Origin of the sequence: Chlorogloeopsis sp. ULAP02 (assembly GCF_038404745.2) — a bacterium.
GTDB lineage: Bacteria > Cyanobacteriota > Cyanobacteriia > Cyanobacteriales > Nostocaceae > Chlorogloeopsis.
Window position 1 is genome coordinate 95,504 of the sequence record NZ_JAYKTT020000012.1, and the last position, 20,547, is coordinate 116,050.

The following is a 20,547-nucleotide window of genomic DNA, read 5'->3' on the forward strand; positions in this document are numbered from 1 at the left end:
TATTTATGAAAAGCGATCGCACTTCTTAACAATACAAATTCCAAATTTGTGTTAACCTTTTTATGGAAGATTAAATTCGGTTGTGCTGTTTGTTTTTCACAAGACTTGTATTACAGACCTCTCCGGATCTAAATCTCTACACTCGTTGATTCTGGAGATATCCTATGTCAATTTATGTCGGTAATCTATCTTATGAGGTTAGAGAAGATGACCTCAAGCGTGTTTTTTCAGAATATGGCTCTGTCAAGAACGTTCAAGTACCGATTGATCGGGAAACAGGTCGGATGAGAGGTTTTGCGTTTGTAGAAATGGAAACAGAAGCCGAAGAAGCCGCAGCCATTGATGCTCTAGACAGCGCAGAATGGATGGGTCGTAGCTTGAAAGTAAATAAAGCCAGACCTAAGACAGACGGAGGTTCGTCTGGTGGTAGACGTGGTGGTGGCGGTGGTTACTCTCGACGCTACTAAGCCTTAAGACAAACTATCTTACTCTAAGGTCTTAAAGGCAGACACGAGAGTCTGCCTTTTTTTTCGCTCAGAGCCACTAATATCTAAATTAAGTCCATTTAGTAGAAGGAGAGAGAATGACTCAAATCATCGTAGGTGAGAATGAAGGGATTGAGTCAGCCTTACGTCGATTTAAGCGGCAAGTTTCTAAGGCAGGGATCTTTCCTGATATGAGGAAGAATCGTCACTTTGAAACACCCCTGGAAAAGCGCAAGCGCAAAGCAGTAGCCAAGCAAAAACAGCGTAAGAGAGGTTTCCGTAGTTAAAGCCTACAATCTTCGCTCAAGTCATGTAATTATTTTTTGAACAGATGTAGCACTGTAACTCCAGAAGCCAAACACATTGTTAGTGAGTAAAAATAGGCTTCTGGCAAACTTAACAACTATACCATTTAAAAACTAAATATTTGATTTTTGATGAAGTAGAACGCGATCGCTTTTTGTGTAGAGAGAGGCGATCGGTTTTTTGTCAAAATTTTATTTAGCTCCCCGACTTCTTGGTAAAGTCGGGGAGCTGGGTTTGAAACTCTTAATAAAGATTACACTGCCAAAAGTTGCTTTGCTATGGCATAAAAACAATGAAATTTTTGGGCATAGATTTAGGCTGGAAATCACAACCAAGTGGGCTATGTTGCTTGCAGTGGAAAGACAATCAACTACAAATACTTGAAATTGATCGCAAAGAGCAAATAATAGACATCCTAACTTGGATAGATTGTTGGGTACAGCCACAAGAAAATGCCATTATTGCTGTAGATGCACCTACCATCATCCCCAACGCAACCGGAAGTCGCCTACCCGATAAACTCACTCATAAGTATTTTGGAAAATATCATGCTGGATGTTACCCAGCTAACCTTAACTTACCTTTTGCAGAACGCACAGTTAAATTTGGCTTAGAACTAGAATCTAGGGGATTTAATCACGCGCCTACCATCGAACCACAAAAATTTGGCAGATATCAAATCGAAGTTTTTCCCCACCCTGCAATAGTAAATTTATTTGGCTTAGAACGGATTCTCAAATATAAAAAAGGACGCCTCGCCGAGCGCCGTTTAGAACTTATAAAACTCCAGAATTACATTACAGAAACTCTACCCTTTCTAGAACCAAGCCTATGCTTTTATAAGAATCAAGAATTTATTCTTTTTCCTTTTGACTTTTTACTTTTATCTTCTACTGGTACAGCACTCAAAGCTGCCGAAGATAAACTTGATAGCCTAATTTGTGCTTATGTCGCTGCCCACTGGTGGTACTGGGGAGAAAAACGTAACCTGGTGCTAGGCGATCGCACCACAGGCTACATTGTCATCCCGCAAACAAGAGGAGTGGGGGAGGGGGAGAGTGGGAGAAAGACGCAAAGAAGGTGAGACGCGGTGACACGGGGAGACGGAGAAAGAGGATGGGGGGAGAATTGTGAATCACGTTTTTGCTCCTCTGCTCCTCTTCCTAGCCCCTAATCTCTAGCCCCTAGTCCCTTTACTGCGCCCAAACAATCAATCTTGGCTCATACGAACTAGAAAGGTATTTGTGTTTAGGTAATACACGCAAAGATAAGCCTTGCAAACCAGAGGTGGTGTACAAGACATTCGCGGTATAAATACTTAATCCTTGTGTATCCTCTCCTTGGTATTCCATAACTACAGGTACACCATTGACAATCTCACCATTGGCATCGATCGCACCTTGGTATAGTTCTACCTGTACGTCATCGTTTGTGAGAGTTGCTAAGTCAAGCTTGGCTTTAACAACAACAGTTTGGTTAACTTTAATGTCTGTACCTGAGGATACATCAACATCTTTAATTTTGATATCGTACCAGTGTTCATAGAGTTTTGCTTTCCAAGCTGCCAATTCTTTAGCAGGAGCGTAATCTTCTTTTGTCAGAGTCAAGTAGCGATCGCTTGCCGGGAAATATGCCCGCTGTGCGTATTCTCCCACCATCCGCGCTGTGTTAAAGTAGGGACAATTTAGGCGGATTGCATCTTTCATTTTGGCAATCCAGTGTCTTGGCAAGCCATCAGCATCGCGATCATAGAATAGCGGTACAACTTCTTTTTCTAATAAGTCATACAAAGCATTTGCTTCTACTTGATCCTGATAATTGGGATCGTCGTAAATCTCACCATGTCCGATCGCCCAGCCAGTACGGACATAATCTGCTTCATCCCACCAGCCATCTAATACGCTTAAATTGGGCAATCCATTCATTGCTGCCTTCATGCCGCTGGTACCGGAAGCTTCGCGAGGACGACGCGGTGTATTTAACCATACATCACAACCCGCAACCATCAACCGAGAGATATATATGTCGTAATTGGGAATGAATACAACTTGTTTTTCCAAGCCTTGTTCGCGAATAAAATGATTAATGTCGCGGATCAGCTCCTTGCCAGGAATATCTCTAGGGTGTGCTTTTCCGGCAATGACGAACTGTACTTTACGGTGTTTGTTACTCAACAACAGCCGCTTGATACGTTCAATATCTCGCATCCACAGGGTAGCGCGTTTGTAAGTAGCAAAACGGCGGGCAAAACCAATAGTTAGAACATAAGGATCGAGAACTTCTTGCGCTTGATCAATTTCGCTAGGAGAAGCGCCGCGATCGTACAAATGCTTCACCAGACGCTCCCGCACATACAAAACCATATCCAAGCGGCAGCGTTCGTGATTTCGCCATAACTCCTCATCAGGAATAGCATCCATACGATCCCACAATGGGTGATCGGTTGATGCAGATGACCAATTGGGGCCTAAATAGCGATCGTATAATTCCTGAGTCGATTTAGCAACGCAACTGCGGGCATGAACACCGTTAGTAATAGCATTAATTGGTACTTCTTCTACTGGTAATTCTTTCCACAAACCTTTAAACATCTGCCGTGACACTGTACCATGCAGTTGTGCCACACCGTTAGAAAATGTAGCCATTTTCAGTGCCAACACTGCCATACTAAAAGGCGCAGATAAATCACCAGTGTTCTCCCGCCCCAGAGCCAAAAATTGGTCTTTATTTAAACCAAATACATCTGCATAATGCCCCAAGTAGTGCAAAACTTTATCTGGAGGAAATAAGTCAATTCCAGCTGGTACTGGTGTATGGGTGGTAAAAATATTTGTAGAGGCTACGACTTGTTTTGCGGCATCAAAACTCACCCCTTCTTCCTGAATTAGGATGCGAATGCGTTCTAGGGCAGAAAACGCCGCGTGTCCTTCATTCATGTGATAGGCAGTAACATTATATCCCAGCGCTTTCAGCATCCGCACACCACCGATACCCAACATCATTTCCTGGTGGATACGCATATCGATATCTCCACCGTACAACTGATCTGTGATGTCGTGGTCGTAGGGATTGTTGGGTTCAATGTTGGTATCGAGCATATATAGCGGCACCCTGCCTACCTGCACGCGCCAAACTCTGGCATATACGGTGCGCCCTGGATAATCTACCGCAATCCGCAGTTCTGAACCATCAGGATTGCGTTCCAGTTGTATGGGCATATTGTAAAAGTCGTTGATTGGGTAGCGTTCCTGCTGCCAGCCATCAGCATTGAGATACTGAGCAAAGTAGCCTTGTTGGTATAGCAAGCCCACTCCCACCAAAGGTAGCCCTAAATCGCTAGCCGATTTCAGGTGATCTCCAGCTAGTACCCCTAAACCTCCAGAATAGATGGGCAGACAATCTACAAGCCCAAATTCAGCAGAAAAATAGGCATAACATTCTGAGGATCGGGGATCGAGAATTTGTCCTCCTTGCCCCTTATCCCTGGTTCCCGATTTTTCTCTCGTTTTCTGATACCAAGTGCGCTCTTTAAGATAGTCTTCTAGCTGCAAAGCGGCACGATCCATTTGTGCCAGAAAACCTTCATCTTCTACTACTTCCGTTAACCTAATTTGGCTGATAGTTCCCAGCATCAGAACCGGATTATGATGGCTAGATTCCCACAGATCCGGATCTAGACGGCGAAATAAGTCTTTAGTCTCAACGTTCCAATCCCAATGCAGGTTGTATGCAAGCTTCCGCAGCGGTTCTAGTCGCGGAGGCAAAGCAGGAGAGACGTTGAATGTGCGAATTGGCTGCATATGCAAGCAGATCTCCAAGTCTAGCTATCGCTATTGTTGTCTGTCTTTTGTTAATGTTGCCAATTTTTTATACTGTGTTTGCAAATTATCGCTGACATTGTGAAGTTTTGCAAATAATTTTCATTTTTATAGTCACAGCTAATCACAAGTAAACAGGTATAATTACTAGTAATTGTATGCTTTGTAGTGATAGCAGTTGTATAGTGTTTATTAGAGTTAATAATTCAGTCTTTATCACGCTAAAAACTCTCAGACTCAGTATTTGCCAAAATACCAGGTTAATTACAGCTAATCTGCTCAGAATGACTTTGAGTCAAAACCCCAACAGCAAATGATAAATCTACAAGTGATCGCACTTCACTAATTCTAGAAGTATAAATGAGCATATGTAAATTCACCGCTTGTCAGATTGTTAAAATCATTTAATACAAGAAAAAATCTGTCACAAGTAGGCAGTCATATGATTGTGTGAACTTGCGGCGTTGTTACCTCGATAAAGTATTTTCCTGGTTAGACTTAGAACTACAATTTTCTTTCTGTATCAAAAATACTAAGCTTTACTAATTAGATTTAACTATTGCAATAAATCATCGTTATTAAAACTAAGGAACTTTGCCTTTTAATTTTACATCTGACGAGGTTTCAACAATCCTTTCGACAGTTACAAACAAGCTATCTCCGTTCTAATTAATACTCAAGATGGATGTCAATGTATATTTAATCTATTAAAAAATCTTAATAGAGGTAACAAAAATAAATTCTAAATATGCTGAGACAAAAGTATTTAAGTATTTAAATTTACACACAATTATTTACTAAGTTAATTAGCTCGAACTTACGATTAACCAATTTAAATCCCAACTTCATCTCAACTTAATAAAAGAGCTAATATATTTAAGTTAATTTTTTATTCCAGAGCAATGAAATAATTTATGCTATATGTAAGCATAATTATTCTCAAAAACAATCTGTAGATAAAGATAAAGTAATTTGGTTGGTCTGTAGTAATCTACGTACATCATGACAGAAGCAGCATTTTATACAAACTGGCTGCAAGAAAGCCGTCACATAAATCGAGGAAGCGCTTACCTTTTTACGGTTAAGTTGAATGTGATGGCTGAGGTTGGAGATACTCCACCCTAAATTTAATTGTACGTGGGCAAAAATATTAAAAATTTAAAAACTACATTGTTGGATTAAATGACAAGGAACCTTATGTTGGTAATAAATATTTCCAAACATGTAGTGAGATGGAATTCAACTTTTCTAAGTGAATTTCGAGAAAATTGAAACTGTCTAGCAGCAAATTGTATTGCAAATTCAGTATTCTTTACTGAATTTATTAGCAGGTGAATATAAATCTTTCTTTTTGCATGAGAAATCACAAAAGTCTATTTCAATCATCTGTTTCTGTGCTTTACTAGTTTGATGGTAAAAGTCTCTAGATGCTGAATTGGACTATAAATTATCTCTAATGCAAGGTAAGCTCTGCTATTTACGTTCCTAACTTTCACATTATCTTACAAAGCTCTGTTACCAGCAAAAACTTTAATACCAAGTTTGTTGAGTATAAGTGGGTAGTTGTAAAAGTAAATATTGATTTTACTATGACTATTTTTACTTACTAAATTTTCTGCACCAATAGACTTGATATTAATTGCAAGCAAATAGAATTAACTTTGTGTATTATGTGTCGGAGATTTATCAAGACTTAATTGAATTTCAAAATTACACTCAAAGAAACAAAACGAAAATAGATTGTAATTTTGTTGATTCCTCAGAAAATAAAAGTTTTATCTTTGATAAATATCTACATATGATTGCGAAATTGATAGTGGTGATTTAGATTAACAACACGAATTGACCAGTTAGCCAAAAAGTGGAGAGTAAATTAGATGGATAAGCAACAACTTTTTGATAAATGGCAGCGTTTTAAGGAAGTTTTATTAATTAGCTTTTTAGGAGCACTTCCAACTATTATTTTCGGGCCAAAGCTGCGAAACTTATTATACCGTTTTATTTTTGTCCGAATAGGTAGCTCAGTTTATATCCAACATGGAGTTGAATTTCTCGGTGCTAGTTGTATTGAGATTGGCAATAGTGTGCATATTTTTAAAGGTGTGCGTATAGATGCAAGAGGAGACAATAATAAAATTTTATTAGAACAAGGAGTTGCTATTGAGAGAAATGTTGATATTGGTTGTTTAGACAATACATCAATACAAATTGCTCAAGATACTTTTATAGGGCCGGGTGTTTCGATTACAGGCCCAGGAAATATCAAAATAGGAAAACGTTGTCTAATTGCAGCCCATTCAGGGATATTTGCCAATAATCATACTTTTGCAGATCCATTGCGTTATATAGCAGATCAAGGTATAACTCGCCAGGGAATTGTTATTGAAGATGATTGTTGGCTGGGACATGGAGTCACAGTTCTAGATGGAGTCACTATCGGTAAAGGTAGTGTTGTTGGGGCAGGAGCTGTTGTTACTAAAGACATTCCTTCCTTTTCTATTGCTGTAGGAGTACCTGCAAAAGTAGTTAGAAAAAGAGTTAACAAACAACAAATCAACCCTAGAGAGGCAGAAATGAAATTGACTAAGTCGTAGAACAGGAGTGTTCCTCTATTTTTTATTAATTTCAGTAAGCCAAAGCCTCATCAAAATAAATGTAGGAAGATAACTAGACACTGAGAAATTATATTTCTGTTGTGTGTTTGTTTACATTTTTGACAAGTTGCAAAAGTCCAGAAGCAGCATTTTACCAAAATAGTTACCAGGTTTAACCTGGTAGCTAATAACACTTTTAGATTCGATTTTACTCATAATTAGCAAAAATATATTTAGTCAAATTTAACTAGATATTGTAACTTTAGCCATTTAAACCTAAGTATTATTACAGTTGTTAAATAAACTGTTTGAGAGCAAGAAATAATTGTCAAAAATATACCTTTATTTTAAACCTGGAAACATCTACTCAAGGTAAACGTCAGAATAGCTACCAGTTTATAAGTGACGAATCAAGCTCAGTCAGTCAACGACGAGAAGCTCTTATAAAAGAGAATAACAATCTCTTTTCCTATAACTGTGCAACCTGTTCCTATAATCAAATGAGATAACCTGGGTGAGTGGTGAGTACCCAACTCAGTTGTGGAGTTTATCTCCTCACTTATACCAGTCTTGTCTAAAAAGAGAATGAGATTTGGGTAAGATAAAGTAGCTATCTCAATCTGCATGGCAGACTCAAAAATTTTTCATACCCAAAGGAGCTATCTTTCATGCTGACTTTAAAAATCGTCGTTTATATTGTTGTTGCCTTCTTCTTGACTCTGTTTGTTTTTGGCTTTTTGTCAAACGATCCAGCTCGCAACCCCGGTCGTCGGGACTTAGAGTAATATCGAGACAAGTTATCCAAAATTGCCTAAAGGTAGAACAGAACTAGACGCCTTTGGGGCGGCTTGCTTAAGGTTAGACAGAAGGCAAAAGTCGGAAGGCAAAATTTTTAGTTAGTCCTTCCGGCTCTTAATTTGGCTATTTGTTTGCTTGACTATGCTGAAATATGCTTCATCCATTTCTGCCGCCCGTTCCGCCCCTTATTCTCGAATCTCCACAATCTACGAATCTACTAGCGATCGCCCTTAGTGATCGCCAGTTTAAATTAACTACCGATGCTGATAGCAAAGCACCAGTAAACAAAGATAATTCTCAGGAGCAACGACAAAAACCACCACAGGAAACTTCTAGCAATACGGGAAATCTTCCAAACCAAGAGGATGAGCTACTAGCTGCCAAGACATTACCTGCACCTACTCAGCAGGAAACCCCCCCCATCCCTGGAAATGCGGCAGCACTGGGTGAACCATTGTCTATTAGCGATCGCTCACTCCAATTTGCACAATCAAACAACAACAGAGTGATTTTAGGTGAGCCGTTGTCTATTGGTTATCCGGTGCAGCACATAGAAGTCTCTCAGCCGAATCAAAGGGAACGGAGAAAAGGAAACGGAGAGAACTCTGATGAAAATTTAGCCCCAGTTCAACCAAAGGATACAGCTACTGCAAATTCTCAAAGCTCAGAAACTTTTCAACTGACGCAACAACCTATCAAAATTCAATTCAACAGCCACCGTAAAACAAACGAATCACCAAAGCCCTCGACGATAGTCTTCAAGTCTCGCAGCATTACAAGTCAATTACCAACGCCTGATCCTAATATTCCACAACAGCCTCCGCAGCCTGCACCTACAGCACCAAACACTACACCAGGACAACTAACTCAACCACCTACAGCACCTCCACAAGATAGAAGAGTAGTTGAAGTAGTAGCAGATAGGCAAGAATACGACGAACAGCGGCGGGTAGTGACAGCAGAAGGTAATGTAGTTGTACGTTTTGATGGAGCAGTGGTGGATGCTGATCGCCTGCAAGTAAATTTAGATAATTTGATCGCCGTTGGTGAAGGAAATGTGGCACTGACAAGGGGCGATCAAGTATTGCGAGGAGAGCGTTTCACTTACAACTTTATTCAAGATAGTGGAGAACTGACAGCAGGTAGTGGTGAAATTTTTATACCCACAGTTGGACAGGATTTTACTTTCTTGCCTACTGATATCACACCGAGTGGAGTACCAGCCCGTCCAATTAGCGATCGGATCAGACAAAATCAACCGTTGACGGCGGGAAGCTCAGGGGGAATTGATGTTGGTGTCGGCACTGGCTCTCGCGCTAGAAATTTAGCAGGGCAGCAACAGGGAGGACAAGTTAGGCGGCTGCGCTTTGAAGCTGCACACGTTGATTTTTACCCACAGGGCTGGCAAGCCAGAGATGTTCGGATCACCAACGATCCTTTTTCGCCTCCAGAATTAGTTTTAAGGGCAAATAAAGTCACATTGACACGAGAATCTCCTCTACGCGATCGGATCAAAACAGAGAAACAGCGTTTAGTCTTTGATCAAGGCTTGAGTGTACCCATTCCTAGAGATGAGCAAGTGCTTGATCGCAGGGAACGCGAAGTTACCCCAGGACTAGCTTCTATTGGCTATGATGGCCAGGATAGAGGTGGTTTATTTGTAGAACGCAGTTTCCAACCTATCAGTACAGAAACTGTTAACTGGAGCTTCACACCTCAGTTTCTAGTTCAAAAGGTTGTAGAAGAAGGTGTTAGTAACATTCCAGGTTTGTTTGGTGCAAGAACCAGCCTTAATGCCACTTTAAGTCCACGGACAACAGTTGAGGGTAGCGGGCGGTTAAACAGTTTTGACTTAAGTCAAGTAGAAGACAATCTACGAGCAAGTTTACGATTGCGTCAACTACTAGGTAATATCACGAATCCGCACACTTTGGCATTGGAGTATAGTTACCGCGATCGCCTCTACAATGGTACCCTTGGGTTTCAAACTGTTCAGAGTAGTCTTGGTGGCGTGATTACCTCTCCTGTCATTCCTTTAGGTAATGGTATTAACCTTAGCTATCAAGGAGGAGCTCAATATATTAATGCCAGAACTGATCGCCAAGACTTGCTAGAAACAATTCGAGAAAATGATCGCATTTCACTCGGACGTGCTCAAGCCAGCGTCGCTCTAAATGGAGGAATTTTACTATGGCAAGGCAAACCATTAGCACCTACTGCCACAGAAGGTTTACGATACACGCCAAGCCCAGTTGTTCCTTACTTGCGGGCATTTGCTGGAGTAACTGGCACTACTAGTTACTACACAAGCGGCGATAATCAAAATTCTCTATTTGGCACTATTGGTTTAGAAGGACAATTAGGAAATTTTTCGCGTTCCTTTTTTGACTATACTGCTTTTAATGTCAGTTATTCCCAAGGTCTTAACAGCGGCGAATCTCCGTTTTTATTCGACCGCGTTGTAGATACTAAAATCTTGAATGTTGGAATCACACAGCAAATCTACGGGCCATTTCGTCTTGGTTTTCAAACATCTGTTAACTTAGATACGGGGGAAAGCCGTAGCACCGACTACATTTTGGAATATAGCCGCCGCACTTATGGAATCACCTTGCGTTACAATCCAGTTCTAGAATTAGGTGGTATTAGCTTTCGGATTAGTGACTTTAATTGGACTGGTGGCACAAATCCATTTACTGGAGTCAAGCCGGTGGTTGGTGGCGTAGAGCAGCAAGATTAATTAAGGCAGAGGGCAGGGGGCAGAAGGTAAAAGCTGTTTTGTCTACCGTCTAGTAATTGGCATTTTTATGTTTAATTATGTCCATTTACTAACCAAATTTGGTGATTGTGAAGGAGAAGTTATACTCAATGATTGTATATTCCCTTCTGCCATCTGCCTTCTATCTTCTGCCTTTATTTTGGATTCTGAAAAATCCTTGCAAAAAGTAAAAAATGTTGATAAACAACCTTTCTATCCAGAGCATCACCTGATCCAACCATTCTAGAATCAGTTCTAGCGGATGCTGTTCATAGCCAATTAATTTGGCTTTAATTTCAATCCAGTCAGGCTTTGGCTCGATTTGATCAGTTGGAGCGCCATTTTTTACTAGCCCAATAGCGGATGCTGTTTGTGTTGAAGTGACAACTTCTGTAGATGTTTTTCGAGTGGTTGTGAATTTAAAGATTGATTGTTGAAGTTGTACTAATTTTGAAGAGGTTTTTAATTTTCGCTGTGGCAATGCGATCGCTTTAAAACGATAAATTAGGTTTTTTAAAAGGTAATTTAGTTTCTGGCTGGGGAGAAGAGTAGCATTATTGTTTAGGGAAGATTCGAGCAATTGATTATTTAGAGGTTTGCTAGTCTCTTGAATTTCACCAAATAAATCACTCTCGCTTAACCAAGGATCTACGAAGTAACTATTGGATATATGAGAACTTGGCGTCAAAGTTTGGGAATGAAAACTTTGTGGTAGCCTAGTTAACTTTTGTGGTTTCACCCCAGGGGTAATTGGCAAAGCTGGCGAAGCTTGATTTCCGAATGTATTTGGCTCTAGTTTTTTGCTCTTGCGTTCTCCAAAAAAGAAATTTAGTGCCGCCCAAATCAAAGCTTGAATTTTTGGTGTTTGATTTTTTAAATCATCGACAGCAACTGTTGTTTGACTGCTAGCAGGCAGCTGTTCTTGACCGTAAATAAATATATATAATTGAGTTTGGATAACTTGAAGTAGCTCAGAACTAGCGCGAGAAATCGGCATTAAAGCATTTGATTCCAACTTGGCAAAAGTCGCGTCTAAAAATGTTAGCGATCGCTCCGGATTCAGAATATATGAATACTCAATATTATCTTTTGTAACACCAGAGGGCAGCAAAGGAAGAGTTTTGTTAGTTTTACTAGAACTTAGCTTATTTAATAAATAATTAATTTCACTTAAAATATTTGTTTCTTTTTTTGCTGCTAGGAAACGCCACCGACGCCAATAATTAGCAATCTCTGTTATGATTCGCTCTTCCAAGATTTGCTGCTGCTTGGGCGTCAAAATATCCAAAATTTCATTGTCACGGGTCATAAGTACCAACTGGCGATTCGATAACTGTGAAGCTATGCCTTGAATTTGGGAGAGAGTGGGAGAGTGGAGGAGTAAAGAAGTGGGGCTGTAGGGTATAATTCTTCCCCGCGTCGCCATATCCCTGCGCCGTGTCCCCACGTCCTCTGCTTGCAGATACTCTACTATTTGTAAGACTCGCAAAATAGGAGTATCAGCTACTGGAGGAATTTCGGGATGGAAATCACTATCATATGCTTCTAATTGTGGCTTGCTTTGCTCCTGTGCACCATCGAGTTGTTTACCAGCTGATTCAACAGCTTTTTGAATTAGCTGAAAGAAGGGGTACATCAGTGCCTCTAGGGACAAAGTGGCAGCTACTTGCAGATGGCGGAAAGTACGTCCCAATCCTTCGCCCCAGCGCCGAGATTGTTGGTGGACAAAGTTAAAAAGTCTGCTTTGATAACGTCCAGAGGAAGCAGGAGGCATGGTAGTGAATTTTTGTTGAGATGTTTGTGAATTATTTGATTCCCACCAAACAATGTGATTGTGTTTGTTAGTAGTTAGTAGGGGAGGCAGCTCGTTGCGGAGCCAGTGCGCCCTTGCGGCTCTGCCGACTTGTAGCACCTGGCGTCGGGTTAAGCGCGTCGAGTGCGACTGCCGTGCGGGTTTAGAAGATAAATTATCGGTTTGAACGGTAAGATTATCAACAAAACTCGCCCGTACAGTAGTTAGTGGTTAGGTTTTTACCAATAACCAATAACCAATGACTAATGACTATCCACTAACAATTATCACGAAAAATACGTTTTTTGATGCCAACATACTTTGTAAGTGTCCCCATCATAGCGGAAATATGGTCTTTCCCGTGTCGCAATCCAATACTAATTTAATCTTGGCAGCAGTTGAAAAACTACGCTCTTTTTGTCAAGAGAATATACTCCTAAATTGGCGTTATTTTGCAGGTGATTTAACTATCACTGAGGTAACTTCAGCCTCTTTATCTGATTGGACACCTGTAGAGCTAAATGCTAAGGAACATATCGCTTGGGCTGCTGGGCAAGAAGTTTTGTGGTTAGCTCAAAAGTTTGTAATTCCCCAAGATATCGAGGGTTATGTACTTGGGGGCTTGTCTTTGCGATTGGCGTTAGTTTGGTGGGCAAATTCTGTTGAAGTTTATGTGAATGGAGTTTTGGCAGCCGAGGGAGATTTGTTTGATTTTTCACCACGGGTATTACTCTCTTCGGCAGTGACGCCAGGGGAAGAATTTTTTGTGGCTTTACGTTTGGTAAGCCCAGAACATTGTGATGGAGCTTTGCTGCGATCGCTTTTGATTTATGAATCTACTGATGAGAGTCGTCTTGATCCTGGTTTTGTAGCTGATGAGTTGGCTGTAATGCAGCGTTATTTGGAGAGTTTTGCGCCTGGGAAGTTGGATGATTTGGCGGCGGTGGTGGAAGAAATAATGAACCGCAGAGGCGCGAAAGACGCGAAGGAAGAAAAGGGAGAGTTTGAGAAAGTATTATTTTCTTTGCGGGAGAGTTTAAGTAAATTTAAAATTTCAAGTCTAGATTCTAAAATCTATTTGGTGGGTCATGCGCATTTGGATATGGCTTGGCTGTGGCGTGTGAGTGAAACTTGGAGGGCGGCACAAAATACTTTTGAGTCGGTTCTCAAGCTTCAGCAAGATTTTTCGGAGTTAATTTTCTGCCATTCGACTCCGGCTTTGTATGCTTGGGTTGAGAAAAATCGTCCGGATTTGTTTAAAAGAATTCAAGAAAAGGTGGCAGATGGGTGTTGGGAAGTTGTTGGCGGCTTTTGGGTAGAACCGGATTTGAATTTGATTGCTGGTGAGTCGATTGTTCGGCAGTTGTTGTACGGGCAACGTTATGTGTTGGAAAAGTTTGGCAAGCTTTCAACTGTGGAGTGGGTTCCCGATAGTTTTGGTTTTTGTGCAACGCTACCGCAGTTTTTACAACAGGCAGGTATTAAGTATTTTGTCACTCAAAAGCTGCGCTGGAATGATACGACTAAGTTTCCTCATGGTGCTTTTTGGTGGCGTTCTCTAGATAGCAGTGAAATCTTCAGTTTTATGTCTGCACCGATTGGTGAAAGCATAGAACCTGTGAAAATGGCTGACTACGCTATTGAATGGCAAAATCAAACTGGTTTTGCTGACTCGCTTTGGCTTCCTGGTGTTGGCGACCACGGCGGTGGCCCCACCCGTGATATGTTAGAAGTTGCCCGCCGTTGGCAGAAATCTTCTTTTTTCCCCCAATTGGAATTCACGACGGTTGAGAAATATTTAAAGCAATTACAGTCAACCAAAAATACTCAAGATTTAAACATCACCCCTTCCTCCTCTCTCCCAACGTGGGACGACGAACTTTATCTTGAATTTCATCGCGGCTGCTATACTACCCACGCGGATCAAAAACGCTGGAATCGTCGCTGTGAAAGTTTGCTTTACCAAGCGGAACTGTTTGCTGCGATCGCAAGCATTAGCTGTGGGGCAACTTATCCCAAAGCCGAACTAGAAGCGGCATGGAAGAAGCTATTATTCAATCAATTTCACGATATTCTGCCTGGCTCTTCGATTACTGAAGTTTACGAAGATGCTTTACCAGAGTGGCAGGATGTAGAAAAAGTTGGAACTGAGATATTACAAGGCTCTTTGAGTGCGATCGCTTCTCAAATTCGCTTCCCAGATCCACCGCTATCTAATTGTCTGCCTGTAATAGTGTTCAACTCCTTAAATTGGCAACGGTGTGAGGTTGTCTCTGTTTCTTTACCTTCAAACGCTACACCAGACCAAGAATGGCATATATACGATACTGCCGGAAAGAAAGTTATTTCTCAGTTGAGTGCAGGAGCACTGTTATTTGTGGCAAGTGATATTCCATCTGTAGGTTATCGTCTATTTTGGCTGTGTGCTTCTCAGCTTAAAAAAGGCCATAGTAAGGGTTATTATGAAGATACCAATTTAGGTTTGCAAAAGCAAGAACAATTTTTATCAAAAAATTTGACTCTAGAAAATGAATTTTTGCGGGTAATAATTGACGAGCAAACTGGTAATTTATCTAGTGTTTTGGACAAAGTTAATAATAAGGAAGTTCTCAACCAAACAGGTGGAAATAAATTACAAGCTTTTCAAGACAGCGGTCAATATTGGGATGCATGGAACATTGATCCTAATTACGCCCAGCATCCTCTACCACCAATTCACCTCAAATCTATTCAATGGTTAGAAAACGGGCCAGTGCAAAGCAGCCTACGTGTGGTACAACAGTTTGGTAAGTCGGAGTTTTGCTGTGATTACATCCTACAAGCAGCGTCACCGATACTCAAAATTGCCACCAAAGTTGACTGGCAAGAACGTCAAGTATTAGTTAAGACAGCTTTTCCTCTAAATATTGAAGCAGATTTTGCTACATATGAAATTCCCTGTGGGGCAATTAACCGCCCTACTAAACCCCAAACAAAGTCAGAACAGGCAAAATGGGAAGTTCCTGCTTTGCGTTGGGCAGACTTGAGTGCGAACCATGAGGGGAGTGTTTATGGGGTAAGTTTGCTCAATGATTGTAAATATGGTTATGACAGCCAATCTAATCAACTACGTCTAACCTTACTACGCAGTCCCAATTGGCCAGATCCACAGGCAGATCAAGGATTGCATGAATTTACCTATGCTTTGTATCCTCACGCTGGTAACTGGAAATCGGCCGAGACGGTACGACGTGGCTATGAATTTAATATTCCTTTGCAAGTGGTGGTACATTCACAGAAATCTCGCTTTGAACCCTTGTCGTCAGCGAAAAAGTTTTCCGGAAGCGGAATGAGTTTCCTAAATTTATCCGCTGAAAATTTAATCTTAATGGCGTTGAAACAAGCGGAAGACAATCAACAACATTGGATTATTCGATGCTATGAATGTCACGGAGAGACAGCGGAGTTATTTTTGCAGAATAATTTAGAATTAAGTTTGGAAGATTCAGTAGATTTATTGGAGTGTTCTTTATCTACTTCTGAATCTGCACCTGTTAATCAAAAAATCATTATTAATCCCTGGAAAATAGTTAATTTTAAACTTAAAGTTAGTAATTCTGTAAATTCTTAATTACTGATTCTTCACTCTATTGCTCTTAATCTATTTTACCCATCCTTCATTTAAATAATTAGTTTATTAATGAAAGATGGGTTTTGATTTTGAGATAACGTTTTACCCAATTGCTATGTCATTTTTATGGCAGTGGATGAAATAGTAAGTCTGGGAAAACAAAGTTAAATATAGCCCAAGTTGAAAAGGCAATTACTACCGCAAGGACGGCAATGACAGGCGCAAGGGAAAGGTATCTAAGGAAATAGCCTTGTTGCTCTGTTGGTTTTTGAACCATTTTCTCTCTCAGAAATTTGCATTAATTACACTGAAATTTTTGTGATGATACAGAGACTTATTTGCTCTGTTGTATATAAATCATCCAAAAATGTTTCTATTTGATACTACAAATTTAACTCTCAAAATCAAGAGTTTAATTTAGAGTATACCTATTAGAGTAATTATTCATAATTGGACATCCTTCTGACTAAAGGAATAAAAATAAAAATTTTAATTAAATTAGCTTTGTTATCTTGAACACAACTTAAAATAATCTGATTTCCATGTATACAAACAAATATAAAAAATCATCCGTAAGCAATATCTTCAAATTCTATATTTAGTGATTTTTAATTAGGTAATATTCGTTAACTACAATTGATGATGTAGCGAAAATTTTCAGATACAGAAATAATAATTACCTTGAAGTGAATACGAAAAGGCTACCGAAAAAAAATAGGGGCGGGATATATATTGATGTCCGCGCCCATGAGAGTAAGTAAGCGATCGCTCCAACCCAAATAATCACCCCACCCAGACAGCCTATGGGTGGGTTGCTTAAGGTGAATTGAAAATAGAAGCTTTGCAAGCAGGCTTGCTTAATCTTCATGATCCTCAAATGGGTCACTTAATTCTTTGGCAGGAGGGCCAAAAGCAGTATAAATAGACAGCGCCGTGATCACAATTACAATTGCGCCAACAGAAATGCTAAGAACTGTTGCGGGTTCCATAACTTAAAGATAGATTATGAGTGCTATTCTTATAGAATATTACAGAAGATTAAAAAATGCTTTGGCAAGTAATCTTAAAGGTGAAATATGGCACAACGGACGCGGTTGGGAGATATCCTCAGACCACTTAACTCTGAATACGGTAAAGTTGCTCCAGGTTGGGGTACTACCCCCCTGATGGCTGTTTTTATGGGGCTGTTTTTTGTGTTTTTGCTGATTATTCTGCAACTCTATAACAAGTCAATAGCGATTCAAGACGTTAACGTAGATTGGCGGAGTTTAGGGCGCTAACGAATACAAAAGTTCAAAAGCTTGCATAAAAAGCTCCTCCACCCGGCTCGACCGGGTTTTTTTATCAAGTCGGTAGACGCCCCTACCCACTATCTACTAGCCACTGACTTTGTCTAAACTAAATTTGTGGGTTATATAGCAATTTTTTAGTTAACAGGATAGAAAAATGAATGTATTTGGTATCGGTCTACCAGAAATGGCTTTAATTATGGTTGTGGCGCTGTTAATATTCGGCCCCAAGAAGTTGCCAGAAATAGGACGTAGCATGGGAAAAGCCATTCGTGGTTTTCAAGAAGCTTCTAGGGAGTTTCAAAACGAATTCCAAAAAGAAGCAGTTCAAATCGAAGAAGCTGTCAAGACTACTGCTGAACTAGAACCCAAGCAATTAGAGGCAACTCATAAGGAAGAAGCTTGAATATGGAAGGCAGGAGGCAGTCTCGATCAAAAAAATTCACCGCCAGGCATAAAAATGTCTTTCTCCTACACCCCTAAACCCTTATACACGCCAGATGACGCCACTTGACGCCAGTCGCTTCAACGGGGGGAACCCTCCGAAGTCGCCTCAACGGGGGGAACCCCCGCACGGCGCTTCTCTCCGCAACGCGCTGGCTCCTTTATGCCGGGGAGCCCTACCAAGAGCGCTGGCTCACCACCGCACTGGCTCCCCTACACCCTTTTCAAGCTAGGAGGCAGAAGTTAAGATTTGACTTGATTACTTCATAATTCATAACTCATAATTCATAATTCATACTTCAGATGACAGAAGCTACTGCCAAAACAGCTTTGGTGATTCCCCAACTGATTGTCGGTTTGGGGAATCCAGAGCCTAAATACCACCAAACACGACACAATATCGGTTTCGCTGCTGTAGATGCTCTATCGCTTGCTTGGAAAATTTCCCTAGCAGAAAACCGCAAGTTTCAGGGTGAATATGGGGAAGGTGTTGCACCCAACACAGAAAAAATCCGCTTGCTCAAACCATTGACTTATATGAATCGCTCAGGGCAGGCAATACAAGCTGTCACAAGTTGGTATAAATTGCCGCCTGAATCGGTATTAGTGATTTATGATGATATGGATTTGCCGCTAGGAAAGACTAGACTGCGCTTGTCTGGTTCGGCTGGCGGGCATAACGGCATGAAAAGCGCGATCGCTCATCTTAGTACGCAAAATTTTCCCCGTTTGCGGATTGGCATTGGCAAACCAAAAGGTGTTGCTAATGATGTCGAAAACGGTGCTGTATCCCATGTTTTGGGCAAATTTTCTGCCTCTGAAACTCAGTTTGTATCCCAGATATTGCAGTTTATAATTGAGTGCGTGGAATTATGTCTGAAACAAGGTGTAGAAAAAGCAATGAATCGTTGTAACAGTAGTACTCTAACTCTTTTAGAAACTGAAACTTCTACAAAGAAAGCTGTGTAACTTTTATCTAATTTTTATAAGTTTTATTTAGATGCAATCTTTACTTTTCATACCACCGCTACAGATGTATTTTGTGTTGTGATTTTCCTGTTTTAGAGTTGATGGGCAGCAATAGAGCCTGTCCTGTATAACCAGAATAGAATAATTGAGACTTTTCACAGCAAATTAACCGCACCCTATCAAGGATGCGGTTCCTCTTGCCAATTTTTGTAAAAATGATAACAGAGGGGCTGTGGTTAGTTTAATTTGATGTTGTCAAACAACGTCATTACCAAATTAGGTTTATTTAAAACGCCGCTTGCGTCTGGCAGCAACTGCTTTGCGTTTGCGCTTTTCTAATGGTGTTTCAAAGTGGCGATGATACTTAACATCAGCTAATATCCCAGCTTTGGACACCTGGCGCTTAAAGCGACGCAGTGCTGATTCTATTCCCTCATTTTCTCCTAATACCACCTGGGTCATTCTAGCTTCGTCCTCATTTCCTCATTATCAATATCTCTCATTGTAATGCCGCCTTCAACTTGAGGAAACCTATGTAAGATACTTATGACTTAAAGTCATTTGATCCCGCTTTGGCAAGGCAGTTGCAATGAATAAATTTATCACCAAGTATAAAAAAGAGTTATTTCCCCACACCCTAAACCCTTTTCTACTCCAATGTCTTGATAGTAAGAGTAAGCTGGTAAAGTTGGCGGCGCGGAAGAGAAGTGAATTTTGCTAACTCACGACTAGCTTGCGATCGCGACATTCCCTGAGTCATCAGTTTTGTTAACTCAATTTTTAATTGAGTCTCGGAAAACTGCACTGGAGTTGGTGGCTTTCCTGCCACTACTAAAGTGTATTCGCCTTGAGGCTCGCGATCACGACAGAAAACAAGTGCTTGCTCAAGCCTTCCCCGCCAAAATTCCTCATACAATTTTGTTAATTCTCGTGCTAGTACAATTTGGCGATCGCTGCCGAAAATATCTGCTAAGTCTTGTAATGTTTCTCGCAAACGATGGGGAGATTCGTAGAAAATGAGAGTGCGAGATTCACTGCTCAAAGTTTCTAAGTGTTCTTTTCGTCCTTGGGCTTTTGCAGGCAGAAATCCTTCAAACACAAATCTATCCGTTGGTAACCCGGCTGCACTGAGAGCCGTAATTGCTGCACTCGCACTAGGAATCGGTACTACCGTAATTTCCGCATCAATACAAGCTTTAACTAATTCATACCCAGGATCGGAAATTCCTGGCATACCCGCATCACTTACAAGAGCGATCGCCTTACCCTCATCCAACTGCTTCAATAATTCTGGGATACGGCTGTTACGATTGTGTTCGTGATAACTCACTTGGGGAGTTTTAATTTGAAAATGCTGTAGTAATTTTCCTGTATGGCGTGTATCTTCCGCTGCAATTAGATCCACGGCTTGCAAAATTCGCACCCCCCGGAAAGTCATATCTTCCAGATTGCCAATTGGTGTGCCGACAACGTAAAGTGTTCTTGGTTTGGGATCGGTTTGCATGAAAGAAATTTGAAATTGTTAGTAGTTAGTGGTTAGTAGGGGAGGCAGCACGTTGCGGAGCCAGTGCGCCCTTGCGGGTTTCCCGCGTTGTAGCACCAGGCGTCACCTGGCGTCAGGTTCCCCCAGTTGGAGCGACTGCCGTGCGGGTTTAGAAGATAAATTATCAGTTTGAACGGTAAG

17 protein-coding genes are annotated in these 20,547 nt (G+C 40.8%); 11 read left to right on the forward strand and 6 right to left on the reverse strand.

Annotated features, from left to right (window positions below; genetic code table 11):
- Nucleotides 1–164: 164 nt before the first annotated feature.
- From U2718_RS07290 to U2718_RS07300, 3 genes are all read left to right on the forward strand, one after another.
- Entirely contained in the window at nt 165–467 is a 303-nt protein-coding gene (locus U2718_RS07290; protein WP_289790188.1) for an RNA recognition motif domain-containing protein, read from the forward strand.
- Nucleotides 468–583: 116 nt separating this feature from the next.
- Nucleotides 584–772 carry a 30S ribosomal protein S21 gene (gene rpsU / locus U2718_RS07295; RefSeq protein ID WP_341993266.1) on the forward strand — a complete coding sequence of 63 codons (189 nt, stop codon included), beginning with the start codon at nt 584–586 and terminating at the stop codon, nt 770–772.
- Nucleotides 773–1,083: 311 nt separating this feature from the next.
- A complete protein-coding gene (locus U2718_RS07300) occupies nt 1,084–1,875 on the forward strand; it encodes a DUF429 domain-containing protein (RefSeq protein ID WP_341993267.1) in 792 nt (263 codons plus the stop codon).
- A 109-nt stretch (nt 1,876–1,984) separates the two neighbouring features.
- Here the strand turns inward: U2718_RS07300 and glgP are convergent, their stop codons facing one another.
- On the reverse strand, nt 1,985–4,591 hold the full coding sequence (gene glgP / locus U2718_RS07305) for an alpha-glucan family phosphorylase (protein ID WP_341993485.1): 2,607 nt from the start codon (nt 4,589–4,591) through the stop codon (nt 1,985–1,987).
- A gap of 1,020 nt (nt 4,592–5,611) precedes the next feature.
- Here glgP and U2718_RS07310 point away from each other — a divergent pair.
- The 4 genes from U2718_RS07310 (at nt 5,612) to U2718_RS07325 (ending at nt 10,741) form a co-directional block, all read left to right on the forward strand.
- Nucleotides 5,612–5,734, forward strand: coding sequence for a hypothetical protein (locus tag U2718_RS07310; protein WP_341993268.1), 123 nt, complete (start codon nt 5,612–5,614; stop codon nt 5,732–5,734).
- Nucleotides 5,735–6,486: 752 nt separating this feature from the next.
- Nucleotides 6,487–7,203: an acyltransferase gene (locus U2718_RS07315; protein ID WP_341993269.1), complete on the forward strand. Its 717-nt coding sequence runs from the start codon at nt 6,487–6,489 to the stop codon at nt 7,201–7,203.
- A gap of 668 nt (nt 7,204–7,871) precedes the next feature.
- A complete protein-coding gene (locus U2718_RS07320) occupies nt 7,872–7,988 on the forward strand; it encodes a photosystem II reaction center protein I (protein WP_289790183.1) in 117 nt (38 codons plus the stop codon).
- Between the two features lie 164 nt (nt 7,989–8,152).
- Nucleotides 8,153–10,741 carry a DUF3769 domain-containing protein gene (locus tag U2718_RS07325; protein ID WP_341993270.1) on the forward strand — a complete coding sequence of 863 codons (2,589 nt, stop codon included), beginning with the start codon at nt 8,153–8,155 and terminating at the stop codon, nt 10,739–10,741.
- Between the two features lie 160 nt (nt 10,742–10,901).
- Here U2718_RS07325 and U2718_RS07330 read toward each other — a convergent pair whose 3' ends face one another.
- The gene (locus U2718_RS07330; RefSeq protein WP_341993271.1) at nt 10,902–12,671 is read right to left on the reverse strand and encodes a hypothetical protein; all 1,770 of its coding nucleotides are present in this window, start codon (nt 12,669–12,671) and stop codon (nt 10,902–10,904) included.
- Nucleotides 12,672–12,900: 229 nt separating this feature from the next.
- Here U2718_RS07330 and U2718_RS07335 point away from each other — a divergent pair, with 229 nt between their 5' ends.
- Entirely contained in the window at nt 12,901–16,161 is a 3,261-nt protein-coding gene (locus U2718_RS07335; RefSeq protein WP_341993486.1) for an alpha-mannosidase, read from the forward strand.
- Between the two features lie 124 nt (nt 16,162–16,285).
- Here the strand turns inward: U2718_RS07335 and U2718_RS07340 are convergent, their stop codons facing one another.
- Complete coding sequence (locus U2718_RS07340; protein WP_341993272.1) at nt 16,286–16,438, reverse strand: PsaJ protein; 153 nt, start codon at nt 16,436–16,438, stop codon at nt 16,286–16,288.
- 580 nt (nt 16,439–17,018) lie between these two features.
- Nucleotides 17,019–17,150 (reverse strand): photosystem II reaction center protein PsbN, encoded by a 132-nt coding sequence (psbN, locus tag U2718_RS07345; RefSeq protein WP_016875718.1) that lies wholly within the window; start codon nt 17,148–17,150, stop codon nt 17,019–17,021.
- 87 nt (nt 17,151–17,237) lie between these two features.
- Here psbN and psbH point away from each other — a divergent pair, with 87 nt between their 5' ends.
- From psbH to pth, 3 genes are all read left to right on the forward strand, one after another.
- Nucleotides 17,238–17,441, forward strand: coding sequence for a photosystem II reaction center phosphoprotein PsbH (psbH, locus tag U2718_RS07350; protein WP_289790178.1), 204 nt, complete (start codon nt 17,238–17,240; stop codon nt 17,439–17,441).
- Nucleotides 17,442–17,607: 166 nt separating this feature from the next.
- Complete coding sequence (locus U2718_RS07355) at nt 17,608–17,856, forward strand: TatA/E family twin arginine-targeting protein translocase (protein WP_341993273.1); 249 nt, start codon at nt 17,608–17,610, stop codon at nt 17,854–17,856.
- Between the two features lie 341 nt (nt 17,857–18,197).
- The gene (pth, locus tag U2718_RS07360; protein WP_341993274.1) at nt 18,198–18,863 is read left to right on the forward strand and encodes an aminoacyl-tRNA hydrolase; all 666 of its coding nucleotides are present in this window, start codon (nt 18,198–18,200) and stop codon (nt 18,861–18,863) included.
- 282 nt (nt 18,864–19,145) lie between these two features.
- Here the strand turns inward: pth and rpsU (U2718_RS07365) are convergent, their stop codons facing one another.
- Both rpsU (U2718_RS07365) and rsmI read right to left on the reverse strand, forming a co-directional pair.
- The gene (gene rpsU, locus U2718_RS07365) at nt 19,146–19,325 is read right to left on the reverse strand and encodes a 30S ribosomal protein S21 (protein ID WP_009459242.1); all 180 of its coding nucleotides are present in this window, start codon (nt 19,323–19,325) and stop codon (nt 19,146–19,148) included.
- 187 nt (nt 19,326–19,512) lie between these two features.
- On the reverse strand, nt 19,513–20,367 hold the full coding sequence (gene rsmI / locus U2718_RS07370; RefSeq protein WP_341993275.1) for a 16S rRNA (cytidine(1402)-2'-O)-methyltransferase: 855 nt from the start codon (nt 20,365–20,367) through the stop codon (nt 19,513–19,515).
- Nucleotides 20,368–20,547: the final 180 nt, after the last annotated feature.

Bases quoted from the DNA above. Each gene is read 5' to 3' on its own strand.
- U2718_RS07290 (WP_289790188.1), top strand. From the start codon at position 165: ATGTCAATTTATGTCGGTAATCTATCTTATGAGGTTAGAGAAGATGAC.
- rpsU (WP_341993266.1), top strand. From the start codon at position 584: ATGACTCAAATCATCGTAGGTGAGAATGAAGGGATTGAGTCAGCCTTA.
- U2718_RS07300 (WP_341993267.1), top strand. From the start codon at position 1,084: ATGAAATTTTTGGGCATAGATTTAGGCTGGAAATCACAACCAAGTGGG.
- glgP (WP_341993485.1), bottom strand. From the start codon at position 4,591: ATGCAGCCAATTCGCACATTCAACGTCTCTCCTGCTTTGCCTCCGCGA.
- U2718_RS07310 (WP_341993268.1), top strand. From the start codon at position 5,612: ATGACAGAAGCAGCATTTTATACAAACTGGCTGCAAGAAAGCCGTCAC.
- U2718_RS07315 (WP_341993269.1), top strand. From the start codon at position 6,487: ATGGATAAGCAACAACTTTTTGATAAATGGCAGCGTTTTAAGGAAGTT.
- U2718_RS07320 (WP_289790183.1), top strand. From the start codon at position 7,872: ATGCTGACTTTAAAAATCGTCGTTTATATTGTTGTTGCCTTCTTCTTG.
- U2718_RS07325 (WP_341993270.1), top strand. From the start codon at position 8,153: ATGCTTCATCCATTTCTGCCGCCCGTTCCGCCCCTTATTCTCGAATCT.
- U2718_RS07335 (WP_341993486.1), top strand. From the start codon at position 12,901: ATGGTCTTTCCCGTGTCGCAATCCAATACTAATTTAATCTTGGCAGCA.
- U2718_RS07340 (WP_341993272.1), bottom strand. From the start codon at position 16,438: ATGGTTCAAAAACCAACAGAGCAACAAGGCTATTTCCTTAGATACCTT.
- psbN (WP_016875718.1), bottom strand. From the start codon at position 17,150: ATGGAACCCGCAACAGTTCTTAGCATTTCTGTTGGCGCAATTGTAATT.
- psbH (WP_289790178.1), top strand. From the start codon at position 17,238: ATGGCACAACGGACGCGGTTGGGAGATATCCTCAGACCACTTAACTCT.
- U2718_RS07355 (WP_341993273.1), top strand. From the start codon at position 17,608: ATGAATGTATTTGGTATCGGTCTACCAGAAATGGCTTTAATTATGGTT.
- pth (WP_341993274.1), top strand. From the start codon at position 18,198: ATGACAGAAGCTACTGCCAAAACAGCTTTGGTGATTCCCCAACTGATT.
- rpsU (WP_009459242.1), bottom strand. From the start codon at position 19,325: ATGACCCAGGTGGTATTAGGAGAAAATGAGGGAATAGAATCAGCACTG.
- rsmI (WP_341993275.1), bottom strand. From the start codon at position 20,367: ATGCAAACCGATCCCAAACCAAGAACACTTTACGTTGTCGGCACACCA.